This is a genomic window from Leptospira stimsonii, from assembly GCF_003545885.1.
GTDB lineage: Bacteria > Spirochaetota > Leptospiria > Leptospirales > Leptospiraceae > Leptospira > Leptospira stimsonii.
In genome coordinates, this window is the sequence record NZ_QHCT01000001.1 from 1136081 (window position 1) to 1154293 (window position 18213).

Below are 18213 nucleotides of genomic sequence, written 5' to 3' on the forward strand. Positions count from 1 at the left end.
GAGGAGGAGATCAAACGGAAGGATTCATTTTTTTCAGGAATTCCATTTTGGAACCGGATTGCATAAGTTCCGAGTAGGTTTGTTTTTCGACGTAATATAAGATTCTCTCTTTTCCGTTTCTCATACGAACGTGAAGCTCTTTGTGCTCCGCGTCGTATCCGATGGATTCGATTTCAGGGGAAGATATAAAATGTGTTTCTAACATTCTAAATTCTACTTTAGCATTAATACGAAGTGGTGTGCGGATAGGATCATTCTCTCCCGGAGATAAAATCGATGTGCGCCGTATCTCTGAACCCCGCTGTCCAGATGGAACTGATCGCAGTCTCTTTTTTTCGCTTCTTCTATGAGCCAATCGAAAAGAAGCTTTCCGAAACTTCGGGAGCGCTTTTCGCTATCGGTCACAAGATCGTCTACATATAGATACTTTCCGCGCGCGAGCATCGTACCAAAACGATAACCGGCGACCGCGCAAATTTCGGAATTCTCCGATACGGCGGCTAAAAGATAACCTTCCTTCATCATGGAGGAAACGAGTGAAAGATATTCTTCTTTTTTTAGATCCGGTCGCAATTGATTCATCACGGGAAACGTCGAAAGGATTTCTTCCGGACTTTCGATTGGTTTGATTTGGATCGAATTCATGATCCCAGGTTCAGGATGAATCCTCGTTTTAAAAGCGAAAAACGGCGGTGGGTAAAAAACGGATTCCGCAACCTTTATTTTACTTCAAACCGGACTTTAAGTCCGCCTTCAAGAGTTATTTCGATTGCACTCGGTTTGTCCGAACAGTGAATCAGAGAAATGGTTGCATCCAACTCAACATATTCCTGAGTTTGATTTTTTCAAGTCGATCCGTTGAAAACTGAGTCGGAGCGATTCTTTCGATTCGAATACCGGTGGGTAAAATCCCGGTTCTAAATTCGAAAATCATTCTTTTTTGATTTTCAGCGCCGATATTTTCCCTTTCTTCGCTCTGGATTGAATGATTCAGAATTCCTAATATTTCTTTTTCTGAATATAGTTCTTGGCAGTAGTCCCGAATTCCCAAGGAAAGATCTTGGAAGAGATTCTCCCTCTTTACGTCCCTGATTCCGATGATGGGCGGAAACGTCGGTCTTTGCGGAAGATTCTTAAGTTGTTCCACGGCTTCTTTGACGTTCATTCGTTCCCAATCTAAGAATAGGATTCCGGGTTCGTATTCTTTATATCGGTCTTTGAGAATCGATAGATCCTTACAAGGATAACATTCCCATCCCATCGCTCTCAAATGAGCCCGGATCCTTTGATAAAGAAGAGAATCGGTGCTCACCACGATCGAATGCAAACCCTTTCTCTGCGGAATTTCTTCCAATGGGATGTCGATGATTTTAGAAGATTCTAAATTTAAAAAGTAATTCAAACCGCGGTCGAAAAGATCTTTCAAAAGTTTAGAATCGATTCTCCCGATAAGAAGAGGTTGTTTCGACCAATCCAAGGCCGTCTGTAAGGAATCTGTTTCCACGGATTTCCGAATTACGATTTCTCCGGCCTTTGTTTCCGGAAATCTTCCCGCATTCGACCATTCTAAAAAGGAAATTTCTTTCCAGTCCAAAAGGGAGAGAAGAAGTTTTTCCTCCTTTTTAGTAAGTCCGTTTAGGAGGAGACAATCGAACAATAGGCTTGGCATGGGTATTTTGCTTGACCGAAGGGTTTTGCGACGGATTCTAGAATTGTGCGATGCGTAAAAGACGCAACCAATTAAAATGAAGCTCCTCAAACGATACGCGAACCGAAGACTCTACGATCCGGAAACGAGTAAGACAATTACTCTGGAGGACGTTGCTGAGATGATCATCAACGGAGAAGAGATTCGTGTGATCGATAATATGTCGGGTTCCGATATTACTCCTAAGATTCTCGGACAAACCTTTCTCAAAGTTTCTTTGGGACAAAGAAACGAGGAATTCTCCAATTTTATGCTTTCGGCTTTGATTCGAGAAACGGGCAAGGATATCAGTTCCCTTTTCGGTAGATTGGTCTTAGGCGGCATCGGAGCCAGTTATCTCACCAGAGAGAGGCTCGAAAAAATTCTCCAGTCTATGATTTCGTTGGGTGAACTCAAACTAGAGTTGGCGACGGAATACAGGGACGATCTTCTCACTCATATGGCGACTCGGGCTTCCGAGAACAAGCTTCGAATCCAAGAAGACCTCAAAAAAATCGGAAAAGAGCTGGAAGAATCCACGGAATCCGATTTACCATTGGAAGATCTCTCGGAAAAAATCCGCAAAATTGCGGAAAGCGTAAAAGAAAAGGAAGCCTGAAACTTTAACCAGAGATTCTAAAAACCGATATTACAAGAGAGGGAATTCCATGTTTAAGAATATTTCGATCTCTATCTTTCTGTTTTCTATCTGCACTGCCTCTTTATTCTCTTCCGATAAGGCGATGGAATACGCCGATAGGGCTTACTTCGAACAGATTCGAAAGTTAGAATCCGGTTCTTACGAAGAGAAAGTCGACGCCGCCGATTACCTCAAATTCGTAAGCAATAAACTCGCGGTTCGTCCCCTTTTAAACGCTCTCAAGGGAAATCCGAAAGTTCCTAAATCTTTGGAGAATCATCCCTACCTGAAATATACGATCGCTCAAGCTCTTTCCGTGATGGATCAAGAATCTGCGATCAAACCTACGATCGAAGAATACAAAAAGATCGAACCGACCATCACCGAAAAGGACGAACCGTATTTTACGAATAAAGACGATTATACGATGGTCATCGCCGCGGGAGAAATCCTGAGAACGATCGGAAGTTATCCGTATGCGAAAGAATCCGAAGACGTTCTCGTAAACGCGCTCGGTCATCCGAATTATTATATCCGCGCTTCTGCGGCCGACGGTTTAAAATACATGAATCGCAAGGAAACCGTAAACTTTCTCGTTTCCACTTTGGAAAAGGAAAAGAACGACTTCACTCGTGCGGCGATTCTCAATTCAATCGTGAGAATTCTGAAGGTCGCGGATAAGAATTTTTACGTTCTCTGCGATATGTTGAAGAGCGAAAGCCCGATGGTGCGTTATAGAGTTTCCATGGCATTGGGAGAAGTGGATCTGAAGGCCGCGGAATTTTATCTTCGTGAGGCGCTTCTTGTGGAAGATAAACAGACCGTGCGCGATCAGATTCGTAAAGATTTGGGAACCGTTCTCGGATTTAAACTTCCGTCTATTTCTGTGATTTCCGTGGAATAAGGAAAATCGAAATTCTAAACTCGTTCGTTAAATAAAAATCAAACCAAACCGGTGTATGAAAGCTCCTGATGACCTCAGGGGCTTTTTTGTTTTTTGGGAGCTTCCGAGAAAAAGAGATAAGCTCCTGCGACCAGTGCTACGATCCCGGACGCACTCAAGGCGACGGTGGAATTCCACTGAGTCCAAAGAAATCCGGTGATAGAACTCGCGAGAATCATACACAAGCTCTGAAACGCATTAAAAGTTCCTAATGCAGTTCCGGTTTCCGTCTGAGGAACAAGATTGGTGATCCAAGCTCTCGAAATCCCTTCCGTAGAAGCCGCAAAAACTCCGTAGATCGAAAAGGAAACCCAGAGAACCCAGGAAGAGGTTCCGAAACTCATTCCGAAATAAACCAAAGCAAAACAACCGAGTCCGAAGATAAAAAGGCTCTTCAATCCGATCTTATCGCCCAAGATTCCGAGAGGATAAGCCGTGCCCGCGTAAACGAGATTGTAAAAGATATAAGCTCCGATCGAAGCGGAATCGCTGAGTCCGAATTCTTTGAGTCTTAGAAGAAGAAACACGTCCGATCCGTTAAAAAGAGAAAAGAGTAGAATCCCTTTGCAAAGATTTCTGTAAGAAGCCGGAGAAGTTTTCCAGTATTGAAAAAAGAGTAGGATCGAATGAGAATTCTCGCCTTTCTTTTTTAGAATCGGCTCTCTGTGTTTCTCACGAATCAAAAACGTAAAACCGATCGCGAGAATTCCCGGAAGAAACGCGAACAAGAACAATTCCTTATAATGTCCCGGATAAAAATAAAGGAAAACCAGAGCTCCAACGGGACCTAAGACCGCGCCGAACGTATCCATCGATCGATGAAAACCGAAGACCATTCCCTTGTTCACGATCGTGGTTTCATCCGAAAGAAGAGCATCCCTAGCGGAAGTTCGAATTCCTTTTCCGAGACGATCGGTGGTTCGAATCAGAAAAACCCAAATCGGAGAAATGAAAGAGGTCATCAGAGGTTTGGAGATCGCGCTCAGAAAATAACCCCAACGAACAAAGGGGAGTCTTTTGCCGGAAAGGTCGGACATTCTTCCGAATGAACCCTTGCTGAAACCGGCGGTCGCTTCCGCGACTCCTTCTAAGATTCCGATGAGAAAAATCGAAAATCCGATTTCTTTGAGATAGATGGGAAGAACGGGGTAAAGCATTTCCGAAGCGACGTCGGTTAGAAGACTCACGAGTGAAAGAACAAGAATGGTTCGTGTGATGATTTTTTTGCGAGATTCGGGCATATGGAGAATCTTGAAGGAGAATTCCCGACGCTAAAAACAAATTCGACGCGTTTTCGAAGGAAGGGTGGTGGGAGATACTGGGATCGAACCAGTGACCTCTACCATGTCAAGGTAGCGCTCTAACCAGCTGAGCTAATCCCCCTTACCTTGCGTTCCAGAATTTGCGTCCCTCTTAATTCGTAAAGAAGAATCCGATCCGGAAGCTTCGGTGAATTTTTTTTTGAAGAAAGAATCCGGATTCTTCCTCCAAAAAAGCTAGCCGATTTTGAAATCCATCAGTGCTTTTGGAATTCAGACAGAACGAATCCGAAAGATCGGGTATTCTTACCTCGCGTTGGAAACAAAAGACGAATGAAACAAAGAGGTTGGAAATGAAAAAGCCGTTTACGAAAACGATTGATGGGAATTCTCCATCGGTCCGCAAAATGGACTTCGAAGCTCTGGAGAATGTCCCGAGATACTATTTCAATGACAACGCAATCATGACGCACGCGGTGAACAGCTTTCACGTGATCTTTCCCGAAGGGGAAAGATTTTTTATCCGAAGTGTGAAGCCGTTTCAGGATCGGATTCGGAGCGAAGCTCTGAAGAATCGAATCAAAGCCTTTATCGGTCAGGAAGTGCAACACGGAAAAGAACACGAAAGGGTCTGGACTTCGATTCGGAATTTCGGACTACCTTTGGATCGAATCGCGAAGTTCTACCATTTCACCTGTTACAAAATTATCTTCAATTTGTTGGGTTTTCTTTTCGGGCCGAAACTCAACTTGTCGATCACCGCCGCTCTGGAACACTACACGGCTACGCTCGGAGAAATTTCTCTCGAACACGATTTGGCAAAAGACGTGCAAGGCGATATGAAAAAACTTCTCGTTTGGCACGCGTGTGAAGAGATCGAACACAAGTCGGTCGTCTACGACGTTTTACAAGAAGTCGCTCCGAGTTATTTTCTGAGAATCGCCGGATACATGATCGCCACGGTTATGCTCTGGTCGTATGCGATTGTATTCCAATATTGGTTTTTGCTCGCGGATAAGGAAGTTACTTGGAAGAAATTCAAAAACGACCGAAAGTATGCGAGGGAGCAGATGAGAATTTCGGTTCCGCCCTTATATAAAGGATTTCTAAAGTATTTTAGAAAAGATTTCCATCCCGATCAGATGGGCGGTTACGAACTCGCAGAAGCGAAATTGGCGACCTTGTAATTTTACATTTTTTTCACTTACGAATCCATCCGAAACACTTGCTCTCGGACTTCGGAGTTCTTAGGAATTCCGAAGTCTATTTTTTTGCCTTCTCCTTATTTCCATTCTCTTAATATTTTCGAAAGTAAGAAAGAAGAACGTTCCGTTCCTTTCCTTGAAAAAAAGGTTCAATCATTCGAATGTAATTTTTTCGATCAAGAATTGGGGACAGCCGTTAAAAAGCTGAAATGATTCGCGATATGCATCGCGTGAGCTTGGTCGTATTCTTCTTTTGACAAACTACCGTATGCAAAATGAGGTTTGAGTTCTCCGCCATAGGATTGAAAATTTAGAATGGTGTTTCTTAGAACGCCGAGACTTTTTTTCCATTCCGTATTCGATTGGATTTCGGTTGCTCCCGGGATCGGCGCTTCGAGATCGTGGGACATTTTTTTAGAGAGGGAGAATTTTAAAAAGACGAGTTTGCCGATCGTGTTTTGGAAAAGCGGACTTTTGTTTTCAGGGTAACCCTGAATCGAATATTCGATGGACTGAGCGCAATGGAGCATCACTTTTCCCGCGTCCCAACCGTTGTAACCGAAAATCGAATTCGAATTTTCTAATGTATTTAGATATTTTAGAGCCTCTGAAAGCGAATCAAAGGCAAGTCCTTGATCCTTGACTCCCTTCGGCGCGGAAGAACAGTGGTTTATGTTCGGAAGAATCGCACCTGCGGTTCCTATGAGAAGGAAAAATTTTGTCGAAGAACGTAGGAATTCTTTTCTCGTAATCGATCGAGTCTCGGATTGTGTTTTCAAATTGGTGCTCCTTTCGGACGAAGATCGTAATCTTCTTTTCAAAGTAGTCAAACGTTTTGTGTAGGATGTTGAGGTTTTAGAACGAATGACAGATTTGATTCTTTCGGAAATAAAAAGAACGGGGCTCAAAAGCCCCGCCTTGATTTAGATCGGAAAAATAAATTCTTTCATCGATCTATTAAAACAAAGTCTTAGTAGGAAATCCCGATTTTTTTGTAAAAAAAGCTCAGACACCAAGCCGGACCGATCAAAAGAAATTGAAGATCCTTGAAGAAGGAAGGTTTTTTACCTTCGATTTTATGACCGATAAACTGAAAAACCCAAGCTACGATAAAAACCCCCACGGAGATACTTATCAGAGTGGAAATTCCGGAAAGCGCGATGTAGTAGATTCCGGATAACATCACGACGACCATAAGCATCATTCCTATGAACAAAGGAACGGAAAGCCGGAGATAAAAGATTCCCGTGATCAAAGCGAAGATCGTCGCCCAGTTTAAAAAGAGACGGGCCTGTCCTAAAGATTCTGGAAGAATACTTTGAATCGATCCGGAAGGTATGGACCACAACATTCCTAATAACGTAAACATAATGGTCGGCACCATAATCCAGTGGATTCTTTTGTTGATTTTATTCTGATGGCTATCTGCGTATTCGGTCAGCCACTGTTCGATTGGTTTCATCTTCAACTCCCTTCATCATTGTTAGAGCCGTTTCCGATCCCGTTTCGTAGAACACGGATGAGACGGCTTCTTTTAGAGTTGGATATCATCCTCGAAATCGCAGAAGATTACTTGAACGGAACTGCTATTTTTCAAAAAAAGTGAGGGTTTGAGTCCGAACATTTCTCGAAAAGTTCGGCTCATATGGGCCTGATCCGCGAAACCGGCCTCGTGCGACGCAAGCGTCAGTGAATTACCGCGTGAAAGAGAAAATACACAGGATTTGATTCTAAGCCATTGGATATATTTTCTCATCGGAATTCCGACTTCGTCCTTGAATAAATGCATCAATCTGCTTTCGGATAAACCCGTAAACTTGGTCAATTCTTCCAAAGGAATGATATCGGGAACGGATTCTGCAAGTTTTTGCACTACGGTTTCGATTCTCGGATCACGTTCTTCCGATCCGTTCCTATCTTTTTTGAGTTCGTTTAATAATTCTTTCCAAAGGGTAATCGCTTCTTGTTCGTTAACGGGCGCCTTTAAGAATTTTAAGATTCTTTTATATAGTTGAGAATCCAACTCTAGATAATCGGAGGGAAAGCTGAAAAAAGAGCCGTGAATTCGGATATTGTCCGGATCAAAGTGAAAGATGAAAATGTCCTCGTTTTGAGCATCTAACTGTTGTTCGACGTTGGGACGAACGAAGATCGACCGGGATTCTATCCAATCGCTGGACCCGGTTCTAAATCGAAATGGTTTTCCGTTGCTTAAAATTAGGGAAGCGCTGTAGTGTTCGTGCAACTCGTTCAAGATCGGAACCCCCGTCAAAAGAACGTTTGAACCGATAAGAAAAAGCTTTCCTGCCATCGCAGGAAAGCTTAGGAAGCATTCCACTCATTGCAACTCATTTTGAAATCGGCGTTTCCGATTCCTGGCGCAATTCGATCCTAAAGGTTAGGCAATCGCCTTGTCCATAGCCGCGTCTAAGTCGAGTGTGATCCCGATCAATTTGTCGAGTCTTGTAAGTTCGAAGATCTTTTGAAGATGCGTTGGAACGTTGAAGATGATGATCTTTCCTTGAGCTTCCTTAAAAAGTCTCGCTTGTGTGCTGATAAAAGCCGCCAAACCGGAAGAATCGATATGAGTCGTAGTGGAAAGATCCACTAAGAAAATGTTCACTCCATTTTCAATTCTATCGGTCATCGCTTCTTTGAACTTTTTCGCCGAAAAGAGGCTGATCTCTCCGGTTGTTTTCAGGATCGCCATATTCTTTTTGAGAACTCCCGCCACGTGAGAATCGGTGATTTCCTGAACCTGAAGTTCGTCTTTAGAGGCTACTCCGCCTGAGTTTGTGTTTTGCATAAGTTTCTTGTCTCCTAAAAAGTATACGTCATTTTAAATTCGATGTTTCTTTCCTTCGTCATTGCGTAGGGAAGGGTTTTTTCCGTTGCGGAAATCGAAAAGACCGCTGGAAAGGAAATCAGTGCTGTATTTAATAAATAATTAATTGATAAAGAAATCAAAAAAAGATGATTCAGCTGTTTGTGTCTGGAATATTCCGAATTGCTCTGATCGAATAAAAGAAAAGTCCCGTTGTCCTGCGGAATAAGCAAAGGTTGTTTTTCTTTGACGTTGATTCCCGCGTAGTATTCGTATGCGGCTCCGACAATAAAAAAACCGGTGAGTCCCATCATCGCATATCCGGACTTGGTGTAATTTTTTCTCTGAAGGTAATAACCGGGAATCAGGAAATCCCAGAGAACCAAACTGGTCTCCGGATTTATAGGCGTTAGATCCTCTGGTTTGAATACTAATTTTGTAATATTCTTATTTTCTAAAATAACTGGAGATTCGGCTTCTCCTCGGGTAACCATGATGGATTCGTCGTTGAGGATCGAGATTTTGGAGAGAATGTCGTCGTCCGTTTCCGAGGAAACCGTGAATTTCAAATTCGTTTTCGAAAGCTGTTGTAAAATTCTCGCGGACGGCTCTTTGATTTGAGCGAATTTTACACGATCCAAAGCGACTCTGAGGTATTCTCCTTCTTCCGTTACGTAAAAAAGAGTCTGCGGATTGATTTTCGTAATCTTATGAGTGCAAATTCGTTTCGGGTCTTCGTCCAATTCCAAACAGAGAAAATTTCCGGCTTCTTCGAAACGCATTTCGGAAATCTCGCTCTTTTTGATCTTTCTTTCACCGTCATCGGTTTGAATCGTGATCTCTTCCAAAGCTGGATCATTTTCCGTAACGTTACCCGAAATCTCTTCTCCGTTTTTCAGGATAATTCTATGGGCCGAAATTTCCAGGGAAAAAATGAGGATCGTAACTGTGAGAAGAATTCTGCTCATTGGATCACCTCGATTTTAATGGCGGAATCGATCGGAACCATCTTCTTAGAAGTTTTATCCATCACGGTTATCGTATCGTCCTCAAAGGATGCCCTTAAGAAGGATTGTTTGTTCGTATCTTTAGTCATTACCAGTTTAGAATCCTTTGTGGCGTTTTTATCCATCGAAATGGATTCGATCGTATAAGTCGGAAGCGTGATCGGGAAGTGAGTCGAAAATAATCTCGTTTGATCTCCGTTGATCACGATTCTATTTGCATAAACCGGATCCGCGTCCGAAACGATGATCTTGATAAGCGCCTTAGGCGGAGCCTGAGCTTCCACTTTTTTTAAGAATTGGGTCGATTTCTGAAGAACTTCTTCCAAGACGGCCTGGTTCTTTTTGGAAATGTCAATATCCAGTTTAGGATCTCGTCTTTCATCAACGCCATCAAGCAGTCTGCTCGGCTGTTTTAATTTTTCAGAAGAAGTTTTAATTTCCTTCGCTTCGGAAGTATCTCCAAGTCTTTCCGCGTTCTTATCGGAAAGGCTTGCGATTTCGGAACCCGCGTTGTAATAATAACCCAACATCAAAAGTCTACGATTCGCTTTGATCGCGATCTCTTTGTTCTTGTCAGAGAATGCAAGGCTTGCGTATTCTTTGATCGCCTCCGGCTGGTGTCCCGTTTTCTCCAAGGAATAACCTTTTATATAATTCATCTCAGGAGAATTGATGTTTGCTCTTTCGATTTCTTCCAATGCCTTCGCGTAATTTCCTTTAGCGAAATAAGCTCTTGCTCTTTTTTCCGGGTCATCCTCGCTCGACTCGATTTCCTTTTCGCTCTGTTTCGCTTTTAAAATCAGAGAAATAAGAATTTCTGCGTCGCTGGAAAGTAGAGTGCCCGGATGATTTGCCTTCACTTCATAGAGAGGTTTAAGGGCCGTATCGAATTCGCCTTGGACCGCGAGGCAGAATCCTTGGTGAAGTTGTATAAAACCTCCTTCTTCAGATTCCTTACCGAATTGATCAAAGGATTCTTCGTAAGTTCTATAAGCTTCCTTATAAAATTGATTTCTTTCCAGCGCGAACGCGTGCTCTAAGAGACGAATTTTAGAAGAATTAAGATGAAGATTGATACCCGCCTTTAAGGAAAGAGAACGAACGGAATTGATCAATACGGCTCCGGTTTCGTGTATAAAAGAGGGCTCCAAGGAGAGTGAATCTCTGGAACTATCGATCATCGAACTTTGAAGATGATTCAATTTCATCTCGGCTTTGATGTTTTCCTTATTGGAAATGATTCCTTCGAATTTAGAGCGTAGAATTTCGCTGGAAAATGAAAAATTAAGAATTTTACGTCTTTCTAATATGATTCTCAGCTCGAAAAGCTTCGTCTCCAAAACGATGAATCCGAGAGGAAGAATCAATAGGAATCCTATAATGGAAATGGCGATGCTCTTCTTCATAGTTATTGAATTTCGATAATTCCAAACGTAACATCGTCGGGAAAATGATCCGCGAAAATATCGACTTCCTTTTTGATAACCGACGTGATTTCTTTTGCATCCAGATGTACGTTCGACTGAAAAAGTTGAAGAAGACGATCGTCCCCGAATTGTTCTCCCGTTGGAGAAGTCGCATCGAGAATTCCGTCCGTATAAACTAAAATTTTATCACCGGGTTCCGTTTTTATTTTTAGAACTTGGTATTCTTCCGGGATACCGATTCCGAGGATATGCCCCGTGGAATCGAGTGTGACGATTTTATCCTTATTTTTTCTGAAATAGTAGATTGGGTTATGACCGGCGCTACAGAAGTATGCGTAGCCTTCCTTATCGAAGAGAACAAAAATACCGGTCGCAAAGAATGAGCCTTGCAGAGTGTCGAAGAGCCTTTCACTCAAACGAGTAAATATAAACGAAGGATTAACCGTTTCCTTCATGATATTTTCTATATTATAGTGGATGATGGAGGTGATAAGCGCCGCAGAAACACCGTGTCCCGTCGCGTCCGCAAGAAAGAATACCGTTCTATCTTCGTTGATTTCGATGACGTCGTAGATATCTCCGCTGACTTCGCGCATCGGTTTGTAAAAGATATCCAAGGTAATCAGATTAAATTTTCTTCTTTTACCGGGTAATAAACACTCTTGAACGTTCTTACCGATTTCCAATTCGGTTTGAATTTGATTGTTCTTATATTCTAAACTTTCGACTTGGGAAGAAATTCTTTCCACCATTCCGTTAAATGTGGTTCCTAAGAGATCCAGCTCGTCTTTTGAGGAAAAGTTCCAGAGTGCGCGTGCGCTCAAATCCCCCGTCGCCATGGTTTCACTGACTTCTTTGAGAATAAATAGACGGACGAAGATTTTGCGATAAAGGAAAATACCGAAAAGAATGTGAAAGATCACACCCCAGAGAAGTAGTAGCCCAAGCTGAATGTATAAGGAATTAAGGCGATCCAAGATTTCTTTCACTCGAACTTGAGAGACTAAGAACGTTTTCTCGGTAAGATAGAAAATGAGACTTACGATAAAGTTTTCCGAATCGAGCTCGATATCGTAAGAACTATTGATCGCTTCTTTTGCGTTGATAATCGTGGCCAGTTTACTTTTGAGATAATCTATGGAAGTAGGCGTTCCGTGTTCAAGATTGATTTTGAACTTTTCAACGGATCGATCCTCAACGGAAACGATCGAAAAATTTTCAATCCCAATGCTTAGCAGTTTATTCTCTATATCCGCTAATTGTTCCTTGTCCTCGTAGTTTTGGGTTTCCAAACCTTCGATTTTCTTCAGAATTTTTCTTGCGATTTGGTCCGATTCCAGTGTGAAATTATCAATCAATAAATCCGTTTGATTCTCAAAGATCATGACGGCGACAAAGGTGAGATTGATCACTGTCAATAAGGAATAGATAGAAATTATCTGAAGTCTCAGTGATCGTTTCATAACTGATATCAGTATACGGATATTTTCAGATATTAGCATCGTTTATTATAAAACGATAATTGTCAGATATATAGAGCTAATAATGATGGCTTAATGATATATTTTGAAGAAGTTTGTTGTAAAAGAATTACTTTCACGCCAAAAAAGTTTGCAAATTGCGTTTTTGAACTTTCAGAATAAAAATTTTATGACGTATTAAAGTTTTTAGTCAAATTTATTAAACGAAAATAACCTATTTCAAAAATATCGTCTTTGCCGAATTGGTATGCACGCGCAGATCCTTTTCTACGCGTACTATAAATTGATTATTTTTCAAAAGTCTGAACTTTGTTGGAAACCGGCTTTGAACTCATGAGAAATGTGTAGATGGCTCCTAAGTCTTGGTCATTCATTCCTGCATATTCCAACCAAGGCATTAAACTATTGAACTCGCCCGGTTTGATTTCGGGCTTGGCGTTAGCTCGTGCAACACTTGCTTTGAATCGTGCGATAAAGTTTTCTCTTGTCCATGTTCCGATTCCGGTATGAATGTCAGGCGAGATATTTGCGCTTATTGATTTTCCACCGGTGGGTAAAGCAAATTCAAAACCTCCGGCTAGTTCCATTCCTTCGACTGGTTTACCTTTTATCTTCTGAGTATGACAATCGTTGCAAGCCGCGAGTGTAAACATATACTTTCCGTAGGCGATCGTATCTTTCGGATCAGGTCTTTGTGAGAATTCAGGCGGTTTCGGTATGGTTCTCATAATTAGATTCATAGGAAAGTTTGCTTTCGACTTTTCCACATGATTTTCTACGGCAGGAATCGTTCTAATATACGCAATGATCGCATAGATATCTTCCTTATCCAACTGCGCGTAATTTTCATAAGGCATAAGAGGAAAGAGCGGCGAACCGTCCTTTGAAACACCGGATGTGATTGCATAAAAAATATCGGTATCGGACCAATTCTTCAAACCGGTCAATGCGGGAGTGATGTTTCTCGAGTAGAATTTTCCAGGTAAGCCCATCTCTTCACCAAACTTTAAATTTCCTGCACCTACGTTTTTATCAAATGGGTAGAATAACTTTTGAGGATCTCTTTCTCCCGTATGACATCCCATACATGCGGCAACGTTATTTACTAAATATTCTCCCCTTCGGACTTGTTCGGGAGTGTGGGCTATCTTGATTTCCTCTTTTTTTCCGATGTCCGGATATTTGATATATAGAAAGCTAAGGCCACCTACTATCACTAAGATAATCGTAAGAATAATTCTCTTCAAAAGATTTCCAATAAAATTCATCATATTTTCCTGCTATGTTTAATTCTTAAACACCCTCGTAAATTATTTTTGTCTTATATTGGCTGTGCCGAATTCCTACGTTATAAGATCTTGAACGTTTGATAAATTTCGAATGCTTTCCTTAGGATTGACTGACCGCAGAAAATAGTTCAAAAATAAAATATGGAGTATTTGATTTCGTCTAACTTTCCATCTTTTAGAAGAACAATAGATTCGCGTTTGTGGATGGATAAACGTAGCTTCTCGAATTTTCAAAAGGACTGCTCCCAATTTCCAAGGTCCGCTAAATCGTGTTAGTGGATATTTCCAGATTTGGATGGGAATGAGAGTCAAAGATTTTCGAACGTAAAATGGATGATTTGATCAAAAAAACGGCCTACACTTTCAAAATGTATTCAAAAAAGGAAAAGAACCATTGTTTCGAAGAGTATGATAGTCCGAATCTCTCTCCTCAATCTTGCCTTGTTCTTGGTTACTTGTTCGTCCGCGCAAACGCAAGAGCCCGATAATCACAATAAAATCGAAAAGATTCAAACCGCAAAAACGCTCGTTGTGGAGTCTTTTTCCGTTGATACGGTGCGAGAGATTTGTTCGAAAACTCCGGATCCTGAATTTTTAAATCCGGAAGACGATCTTTGTATGCGTAAGAGACAGGAAGAACTTTTTGGAAGAATTTATTTGCCTTCTCCAAAGGAAAAAAATATCACCAAGGCTCTGGAGTTGGTTCTTGCATTAAAGAAGGTTTTTCCGAAGAAGAAAATGCTGATTGGAAAAGATGCGGAGATTCACGTTAGACACGTTCAACAACGAGTGGAATACTGTGATCCTAGTCAGACAACATGTGTTCCCGTCATTCATAATCTTATTTCCTTTTCCAATTCAAGTGTGCATGACGCAAACCATACCTATACTCTCATACCTCAAATGAGTTATCTTGAAAAAGACGATAAAAGTCTACCGGTTGCAAAATGGAACGAACGGTTGGATTTAATCTCCAAAGAGAATATCGAGTTTATGCTGAATGCTTGTTTTAATATTGAGTGAGGGAATTACGGATTTACAAAGGAATTCCGCAAAACTGAACTTCTGCGGAATTCCAAATTTTCGATGATCAATAACTGGTAACACAACGAACATATCCGTTTGTATTCGATTTCGGATATTCGACGACTCCTCCAATTGCGAAATCTACTATGTAAACCATTGATCGATAGCTCGTTCCTTCAGGAATTTTATAGTGTTGGTCTATGTTTTCGGAGGAAGCTACGTACTGTTTTGGATCGCTTTCGTTATTTCCGTTTCCGGATAATGTCGGGCTACTTCCCATCGCAAAAGAATTTGTTGAAGTCCAATATCTTCCCGTTGTCGTATTTGGAAATAGAGAGGCATTGATGATCGGCATCGATGTAACTCTGTAGTCAACGATCGAGATCAATTCTTTAACGGAAGGTAATCTCCACTGTCTTCCGTCGCCCAAAGTGGTTCCTAAATTTCTGCAATAACTCAGTGCGTTTGTCCAGTTGCTCGATTCGGCCGGACCGGAAGAGGTTCCGCAATCCGTATAATTCATACCTGCGGTTCCTCTACCTCGAATACACTTTCTCCAAAGAAGTCTATTTCCCGCATCTTGAATGGTTCCGTCTCCTAAATCGGAGTAAGCGCCACCGATTGCGGTGATTTTGCTTTCTAATCCGAAGAGAATGATTAAAAGTAGTATTAGTCTGATTCGTTTCATCTCAGTTCTCCTTTGTTCAATCCGCAACACACATTGCGAGCGTAGCGTATTTGTTCATCCAGTAGTTGCCCCAAGAATAATTCTTACCTTTGTTATTGAGATGGGCCCCTCCGCCGAACACGGAAATTTGCCAAGCGCCCCAGGCATTCGCTCCGTTTGCTAAATCAGGTCCTGTAATACCGTTCGCCAAGGAAGCACTAACAGCGTTCGTAGAACTCCAATATCTTTGGTAGTTGTTTCTGATAAACCCGGGGAAGCTGGAAGCGGGAACCGTTTCATTGCCGGAAGTTCCTTCATAGATAAGAATTCCCATTTGTTCGCTTAGAGTCGGAAGTCTCCAAGTTTTCTTTCCTGCAAAACCTGCACCGGAATTGTTTAGATTTAATTGAAGACAGTATGTTAGAGATTGTCCCCAAGTAAGATCGATCACTCCTGGGATTCCCAGGGCAACGAGGCTTACGTTGTAAGGATCGACTCCATCTTGCACACAAGTACCTCCCGACCAAACGAACGCCGGCGGACAGGTTTTCCAAAATTTTCCATTCAGTGTATCCTGCGTAACATAGTCATTCGGATATCCTGCTAAGGTCGTTGGAGTTCCAAGACCGTAAGGGCTCGTAGAATTGAATTCCGAATCCTGTCCGGATGATGCACACGCAATCGTGGTACCGGAAACGTCATAACATGCGCTTTGTAAGGTTCTCGAAATGATTGTTGGATTTGATTCCACACCTGAGCGATAATTGAGTTTGATAAGATTGGAGACGACGAATCCGCCCGTAACCGTATTTCCGGCACGATCCTTAAAGTCGGAATCGTTAAACTGAAGATAGAAATTGTGAAATTCGGGTAACTTGCTATTTAGTTTAAGAGTGTATGTCAATCCATCCGCCGACCAAGAACCAGTCATCGTAGGCCAAGCGATTTGAGGAAAACCGCTCACTCCACTATCATGGTGTTCTGGAAGCGGAGTGACGCTCGTATTCATCGCTTCACTAAAAACAAAATCAAAGGTATTTTGATCCACGCTTACGTTTGAAGTATTATTCGCCGGAGTAACAGAACTAACTGTAGGCGCCGTATTATCGATATTTAAAGTTGAAGAATTAAATCCTACGTTGCTACCGGAAGTAGTAAGACAAACTCGAATCGTGTTGGCTCCGACTGCTAAAGAAGTACCGGGAATCGTGGACGTGACTTCCGTTGCGGCGACGGCGCTTCCGGTGATTGCTGGTGCAAGAGCCGTACCGTTCGTACCGGAAGAACAATTGGATCCACCCAAACGGAATTCGTACGTTCCTGCGAGATCCGATTGCCATTTGATCACGCTATTGTCCGCGCTTCGCAAATAATTTTTCGAAACGGAATTGATCGTAATCGTAGGATTTCCCACAGCAACGACGTATTGACTCGTGGAGACGGCGCTTTTGTTGCCTGCTTTGTCGATCGAAATGGCTTTCACATCGGTGGTCGCGTTGTTTGGAATTGCAAACGCCGCGGAATAAAGTGTAGAACCCGAAGGAACGGTTCCATCCGCATTGATATCAGGAGTAGTTCCATCCGTTGTATAAGCCGTTGCAAGGCAACCAGCGGCGCCGGTATCGGTGCAAGAAAGGGTTATATTAGGAATTGCCAATCCGTAGGTTCCGGCCGCCGGTGAAAATCCCGGCGCTGGAGCGGCATCATCGCGGATTGCACTCGCGCTTTTCATATCCCATACGCTCGCGCCGTCCGGGCTTTTTAGGCAAAGTTTGACCGCGTTGGAACCTGCGCTTAAAGAAGAAGCTTGAATTCGATTTGCATTGGAAGTGGAAGCGGTGACGGTCGCGTTACTATCTACTGTTCCATCCGTACAATTGGTTGCTCCGAGACGAAGTTCATACTGTCCGTTCATATCGGAAGACCAGGAAATATCGTAGTAAGAATTGCCGCCATTCCCGCTTACATAGAAGGTCGTTGCAGAAGAATAGGTGAGCGTTCCCGTAGGAGCGACGGGTGTGAGCGCTGGAGCTGTGGTTGTTCCAGTCGAAGAATCTCCAATTGGAAAGGAAAGGCTGGAGCTTGGAAGGAAGAAAAAATTCATTCCTTTCTTTCCTTCTCCAGGCAAACAATTTAGAAAAATCGAAAACAAACTCATTCCAAGAATAAGATTGTATAAACAATGAGTTTCTATTTTTATTTTCGCATGTTGTTTCTTTCTTTGTTTGATCATGAGAAGATCCTCCACAACATTTCCATCCGCAAAATTTGAGTGATGTGGAGTTAATTTACTTCTTTTTTCCCAATAATACGTCACCGCCTATAATTAAGGAATTCTTTGCTTATAAGTTGGAGAGGAGGCGTGTCGTTGTCGTCTATGATGCGAAGAACAAAGGCAACACTGTTGAAAAAGTTTGCCATTTCATACAAAGTCTGTGTAAAAATATGGTTTTATAGTATGAAGCTTTCTTTTTTATAAGGAGAGATTTTTTTACGATCGAAAATCATCTCCTCACATTCCGAATCCTTTGGTGTTCATTCGATCGGAACTGGTATGATTCGCAAATTTTCTTACAAATCTATTGCGTTATTAATCAATAATCATTCCTATAAATCAGTATGTTTCCTCCTTTTCTCCGTCTTTGGGTATTTTTTTGTGCGACTTTTGCTTTGGAAATCGTAGAGAATTCCTGCCGAAAGCGTGAAATTAATTTTTTTTTGAGAAGTGACGATTTATAATTCTCAAGAAATAAGAAAA

General features: G+C 42.0%; 18 protein-coding genes and 1 tRNA gene. 4 read left to right on the forward strand and 15 right to left on the reverse strand.

Annotated features, from left to right (window positions below):
- Positions 1–10: 10 nt before the first annotated feature.
- The 3 genes from DLM75_RS05525 to DLM75_RS05535 form a co-directional block, all read right to left on the reverse strand.
- Positions 11–205 (reverse strand): KTSC domain-containing protein, encoded by a 195-nt coding sequence (locus DLM75_RS05525; RefSeq protein ID WP_118967470.1) that lies wholly within the window; start codon positions 203–205, stop codon positions 11–13.
- 8 nt (positions 206–213) lie between these two features.
- A complete protein-coding gene (locus tag DLM75_RS05530) occupies positions 214–645 on the reverse strand; it encodes a GNAT family N-acetyltransferase (RefSeq protein WP_118967471.1) in 432 nt (143 codons plus the stop codon).
- Positions 646–796: 151 nt separating this feature from the next.
- Positions 797–1669: a hypothetical protein gene (locus tag DLM75_RS05535; protein WP_118967472.1), complete on the reverse strand. Its 873-nt coding sequence runs from the start codon at positions 1667–1669 to the stop codon at positions 797–799.
- Between the two features lie 76 nt (positions 1670–1745).
- On the opposite strand from DLM75_RS05535, the gene DLM75_RS05540 reads away from it, so the two are divergent.
- Positions 1746–2306 (forward strand): polyhydroxyalkanoate synthesis regulator DNA-binding domain-containing protein, encoded by a 561-nt coding sequence (locus tag DLM75_RS05540; protein WP_118967473.1) that lies wholly within the window; start codon positions 1746–1748, stop codon positions 2304–2306.
- 49 nt (positions 2307–2355) lie between these two features.
- On the forward strand, positions 2356–3231 hold the full coding sequence (locus DLM75_RS05545) for a HEAT repeat domain-containing protein (RefSeq protein WP_118967474.1): 876 nt from the start codon (positions 2356–2358) through the stop codon (positions 3229–3231).
- Between the two features lie 74 nt (positions 3232–3305).
- Here DLM75_RS05545 and DLM75_RS05550 read toward each other — a convergent pair whose 3' ends face one another.
- Positions 3306–4511 (reverse strand): MFS transporter, encoded by a 1206-nt coding sequence (locus tag DLM75_RS05550; RefSeq protein WP_118967475.1) that lies wholly within the window; start codon positions 4509–4511, stop codon positions 3306–3308.
- Between the two features lie 65 nt (positions 4512–4576).
- Positions 4577–4653 (reverse strand) — tRNA-Val (locus DLM75_RS05555).
- A gap of 229 nt (positions 4654–4882) precedes the next feature.
- Here DLM75_RS05555 and DLM75_RS05560 point away from each other — a divergent pair.
- Positions 4883–5716 (forward strand): metal-dependent hydrolase, encoded by an 834-nt coding sequence (locus DLM75_RS05560; RefSeq protein ID WP_118968000.1) that lies wholly within the window; start codon positions 4883–4885, stop codon positions 5714–5716.
- Between the two features lie 194 nt (positions 5717–5910).
- Here the strand turns inward: DLM75_RS05560 and DLM75_RS05565 are convergent, their stop codons facing one another.
- The 8 genes from DLM75_RS05565 to DLM75_RS05600 all read right to left on the reverse strand — a co-directional run bounded on the left by DLM75_RS05565 (position 5911) and on the right by DLM75_RS05600 (position 13744).
- Positions 5911–6486 carry a DUF1569 domain-containing protein gene (locus DLM75_RS05565; protein ID WP_429945428.1) on the reverse strand — a complete coding sequence of 192 codons (576 nt, stop codon included), beginning with the start codon at positions 6484–6486 and terminating at the stop codon, positions 5911–5913.
- Positions 6487–6704: 218 nt separating this feature from the next.
- Positions 6705–7196: an Mpo1 family 2-hydroxy fatty acid dioxygenase gene (locus DLM75_RS05570; protein ID WP_118967476.1), complete on the reverse strand. Its 492-nt coding sequence runs from the start codon at positions 7194–7196 to the stop codon at positions 6705–6707.
- A gap of 72 nt (positions 7197–7268) precedes the next feature.
- A complete protein-coding gene (locus tag DLM75_RS05575; RefSeq protein WP_118967477.1) occupies positions 7269–8045 on the reverse strand; it encodes a helix-turn-helix transcriptional regulator in 777 nt (258 codons plus the stop codon).
- Positions 8046–8132: 87 nt separating this feature from the next.
- Complete coding sequence (locus DLM75_RS05580; protein ID WP_118967478.1) at positions 8133–8540, reverse strand: STAS domain-containing protein; 408 nt, start codon at positions 8538–8540, stop codon at positions 8133–8135.
- A gap of 14 nt (positions 8541–8554) precedes the next feature.
- Positions 8555–9526 (reverse strand): LB_137 family protein, encoded by a 972-nt coding sequence (locus DLM75_RS05585; protein ID WP_118967479.1) that lies wholly within the window; start codon positions 9524–9526, stop codon positions 8555–8557.
- Positions 9523–10971 carry a tetratricopeptide repeat protein gene (locus tag DLM75_RS05590; protein WP_118967480.1) on the reverse strand — a complete coding sequence of 483 codons (1449 nt, stop codon included), beginning with the start codon at positions 10969–10971 and terminating at the stop codon, positions 9523–9525. The genes DLM75_RS05585 and DLM75_RS05590 overlap by 4 nt, the downstream gene beginning before the upstream one ends.
- Before the next feature lie 2 nt (positions 10972–10973).
- Positions 10974–12455, reverse strand: a complete 1482-nt coding sequence (locus DLM75_RS05595; protein ID WP_118967481.1) for a SpoIIE family protein phosphatase — start codon at positions 12453–12455, stop codon at positions 10974–10976.
- Positions 12456–12760: 305 nt separating this feature from the next.
- The gene (locus DLM75_RS05600) at positions 12761–13744 is read right to left on the reverse strand and encodes a c-type cytochrome (RefSeq protein ID WP_206610862.1); all 984 of its coding nucleotides are present in this window, start codon (positions 13742–13744) and stop codon (positions 12761–12763) included.
- Between the two features lie 426 nt (positions 13745–14170).
- On the opposite strand from DLM75_RS05600, the gene DLM75_RS05605 reads away from it, so the two are divergent.
- Positions 14171–14785, forward strand: a complete 615-nt coding sequence (locus DLM75_RS05605; RefSeq protein ID WP_118967483.1) for a hypothetical protein — start codon at positions 14171–14173, stop codon at positions 14783–14785.
- A gap of 67 nt (positions 14786–14852) precedes the next feature.
- On the opposite strand, the gene DLM75_RS05610 is transcribed toward DLM75_RS05605, so the two are convergent.
- Both DLM75_RS05610 and DLM75_RS05615 read right to left on the reverse strand, forming a co-directional pair.
- Positions 14853–15476 carry an Lcl C-terminal domain-containing protein gene (locus tag DLM75_RS05610; protein ID WP_118967484.1) on the reverse strand — a complete coding sequence of 208 codons (624 nt, stop codon included), beginning with the start codon at positions 15474–15476 and terminating at the stop codon, positions 14853–14855.
- Positions 15477–15492: 16 nt separating this feature from the next.
- Complete coding sequence (locus tag DLM75_RS05615; RefSeq protein WP_158586446.1) at positions 15493–17559, reverse strand: Lcl domain-containing protein; 2067 nt, start codon at positions 17557–17559, stop codon at positions 15493–15495.
- Between the last annotated feature and the right edge of the window lie 654 nt (positions 17560–18213).

Excerpts from the sequence above, each read along its gene's own strand:
- DLM75_RS05525 (WP_118967470.1), bottom strand. The coding sequence starts at position 205 with ATGTTAGAAACACATTTTATATCTTCCCCTGAAATCGAATCCATCGGA.
- DLM75_RS05530 (WP_118967471.1), bottom strand. The coding sequence starts at position 645 with ATGAATTCGATCCAAATCAAACCAATCGAAAGTCCGGAAGAAATCCTT.
- DLM75_RS05535 (WP_118967472.1), bottom strand. The coding sequence starts at position 1,669 with ATGCCAAGCCTATTGTTCGATTGTCTCCTCCTAAACGGACTTACTAAA.
- DLM75_RS05540 (WP_118967473.1), top strand. The coding sequence starts at position 1,746 with ATGAAGCTCCTCAAACGATACGCGAACCGAAGACTCTACGATCCGGAA.
- DLM75_RS05545 (WP_118967474.1), top strand. The coding sequence starts at position 2,356 with ATGTTTAAGAATATTTCGATCTCTATCTTTCTGTTTTCTATCTGCACT.
- DLM75_RS05550 (WP_118967475.1), bottom strand. The coding sequence starts at position 4,511 with ATGCCCGAATCTCGCAAAAAAATCATCACACGAACCATTCTTGTTCTT.
- DLM75_RS05560 (WP_118968000.1), top strand. The coding sequence starts at position 4,883 with ATGAAAAAGCCGTTTACGAAAACGATTGATGGGAATTCTCCATCGGTC.
- DLM75_RS05570 (WP_118967476.1), bottom strand. The coding sequence starts at position 7,196 with ATGAAACCAATCGAACAGTGGCTGACCGAATACGCAGATAGCCATCAG.
- DLM75_RS05575 (WP_118967477.1), bottom strand. The coding sequence starts at position 8,045 with ATGGCAGGAAAGCTTTTTCTTATCGGTTCAAACGTTCTTTTGACGGGG.
- DLM75_RS05580 (WP_118967478.1), bottom strand. The coding sequence starts at position 8,540 with ATGCAAAACACAAACTCAGGCGGAGTAGCCTCTAAAGACGAACTTCAG.
- DLM75_RS05585 (WP_118967479.1), bottom strand. The coding sequence starts at position 9,526 with ATGAGCAGAATTCTTCTCACAGTTACGATCCTCATTTTTTCCCTGGAA.
- DLM75_RS05590 (WP_118967480.1), bottom strand. The coding sequence starts at position 10,971 with ATGAAGAAGAGCATCGCCATTTCCATTATAGGATTCCTATTGATTCTT.
- DLM75_RS05595 (WP_118967481.1), bottom strand. The coding sequence starts at position 12,455 with ATGAAACGATCACTGAGACTTCAGATAATTTCTATCTATTCCTTATTG.
- DLM75_RS05600 (WP_206610862.1), bottom strand. The coding sequence starts at position 13,744 with ATGATGAATTTTATTGGAAATCTTTTGAAGAGAATTATTCTTACGATT.
- DLM75_RS05605 (WP_118967483.1), top strand. The coding sequence starts at position 14,171 with ATGATAGTCCGAATCTCTCTCCTCAATCTTGCCTTGTTCTTGGTTACT.
- DLM75_RS05610 (WP_118967484.1), bottom strand. The coding sequence starts at position 15,476 with ATGAAACGAATCAGACTAATACTACTTTTAATCATTCTCTTCGGATTA.
- DLM75_RS05615 (WP_158586446.1), bottom strand. The coding sequence starts at position 17,559 with ATGAATTTTTTCTTCCTTCCAAGCTCCAGCCTTTCCTTTCCAATTGGA.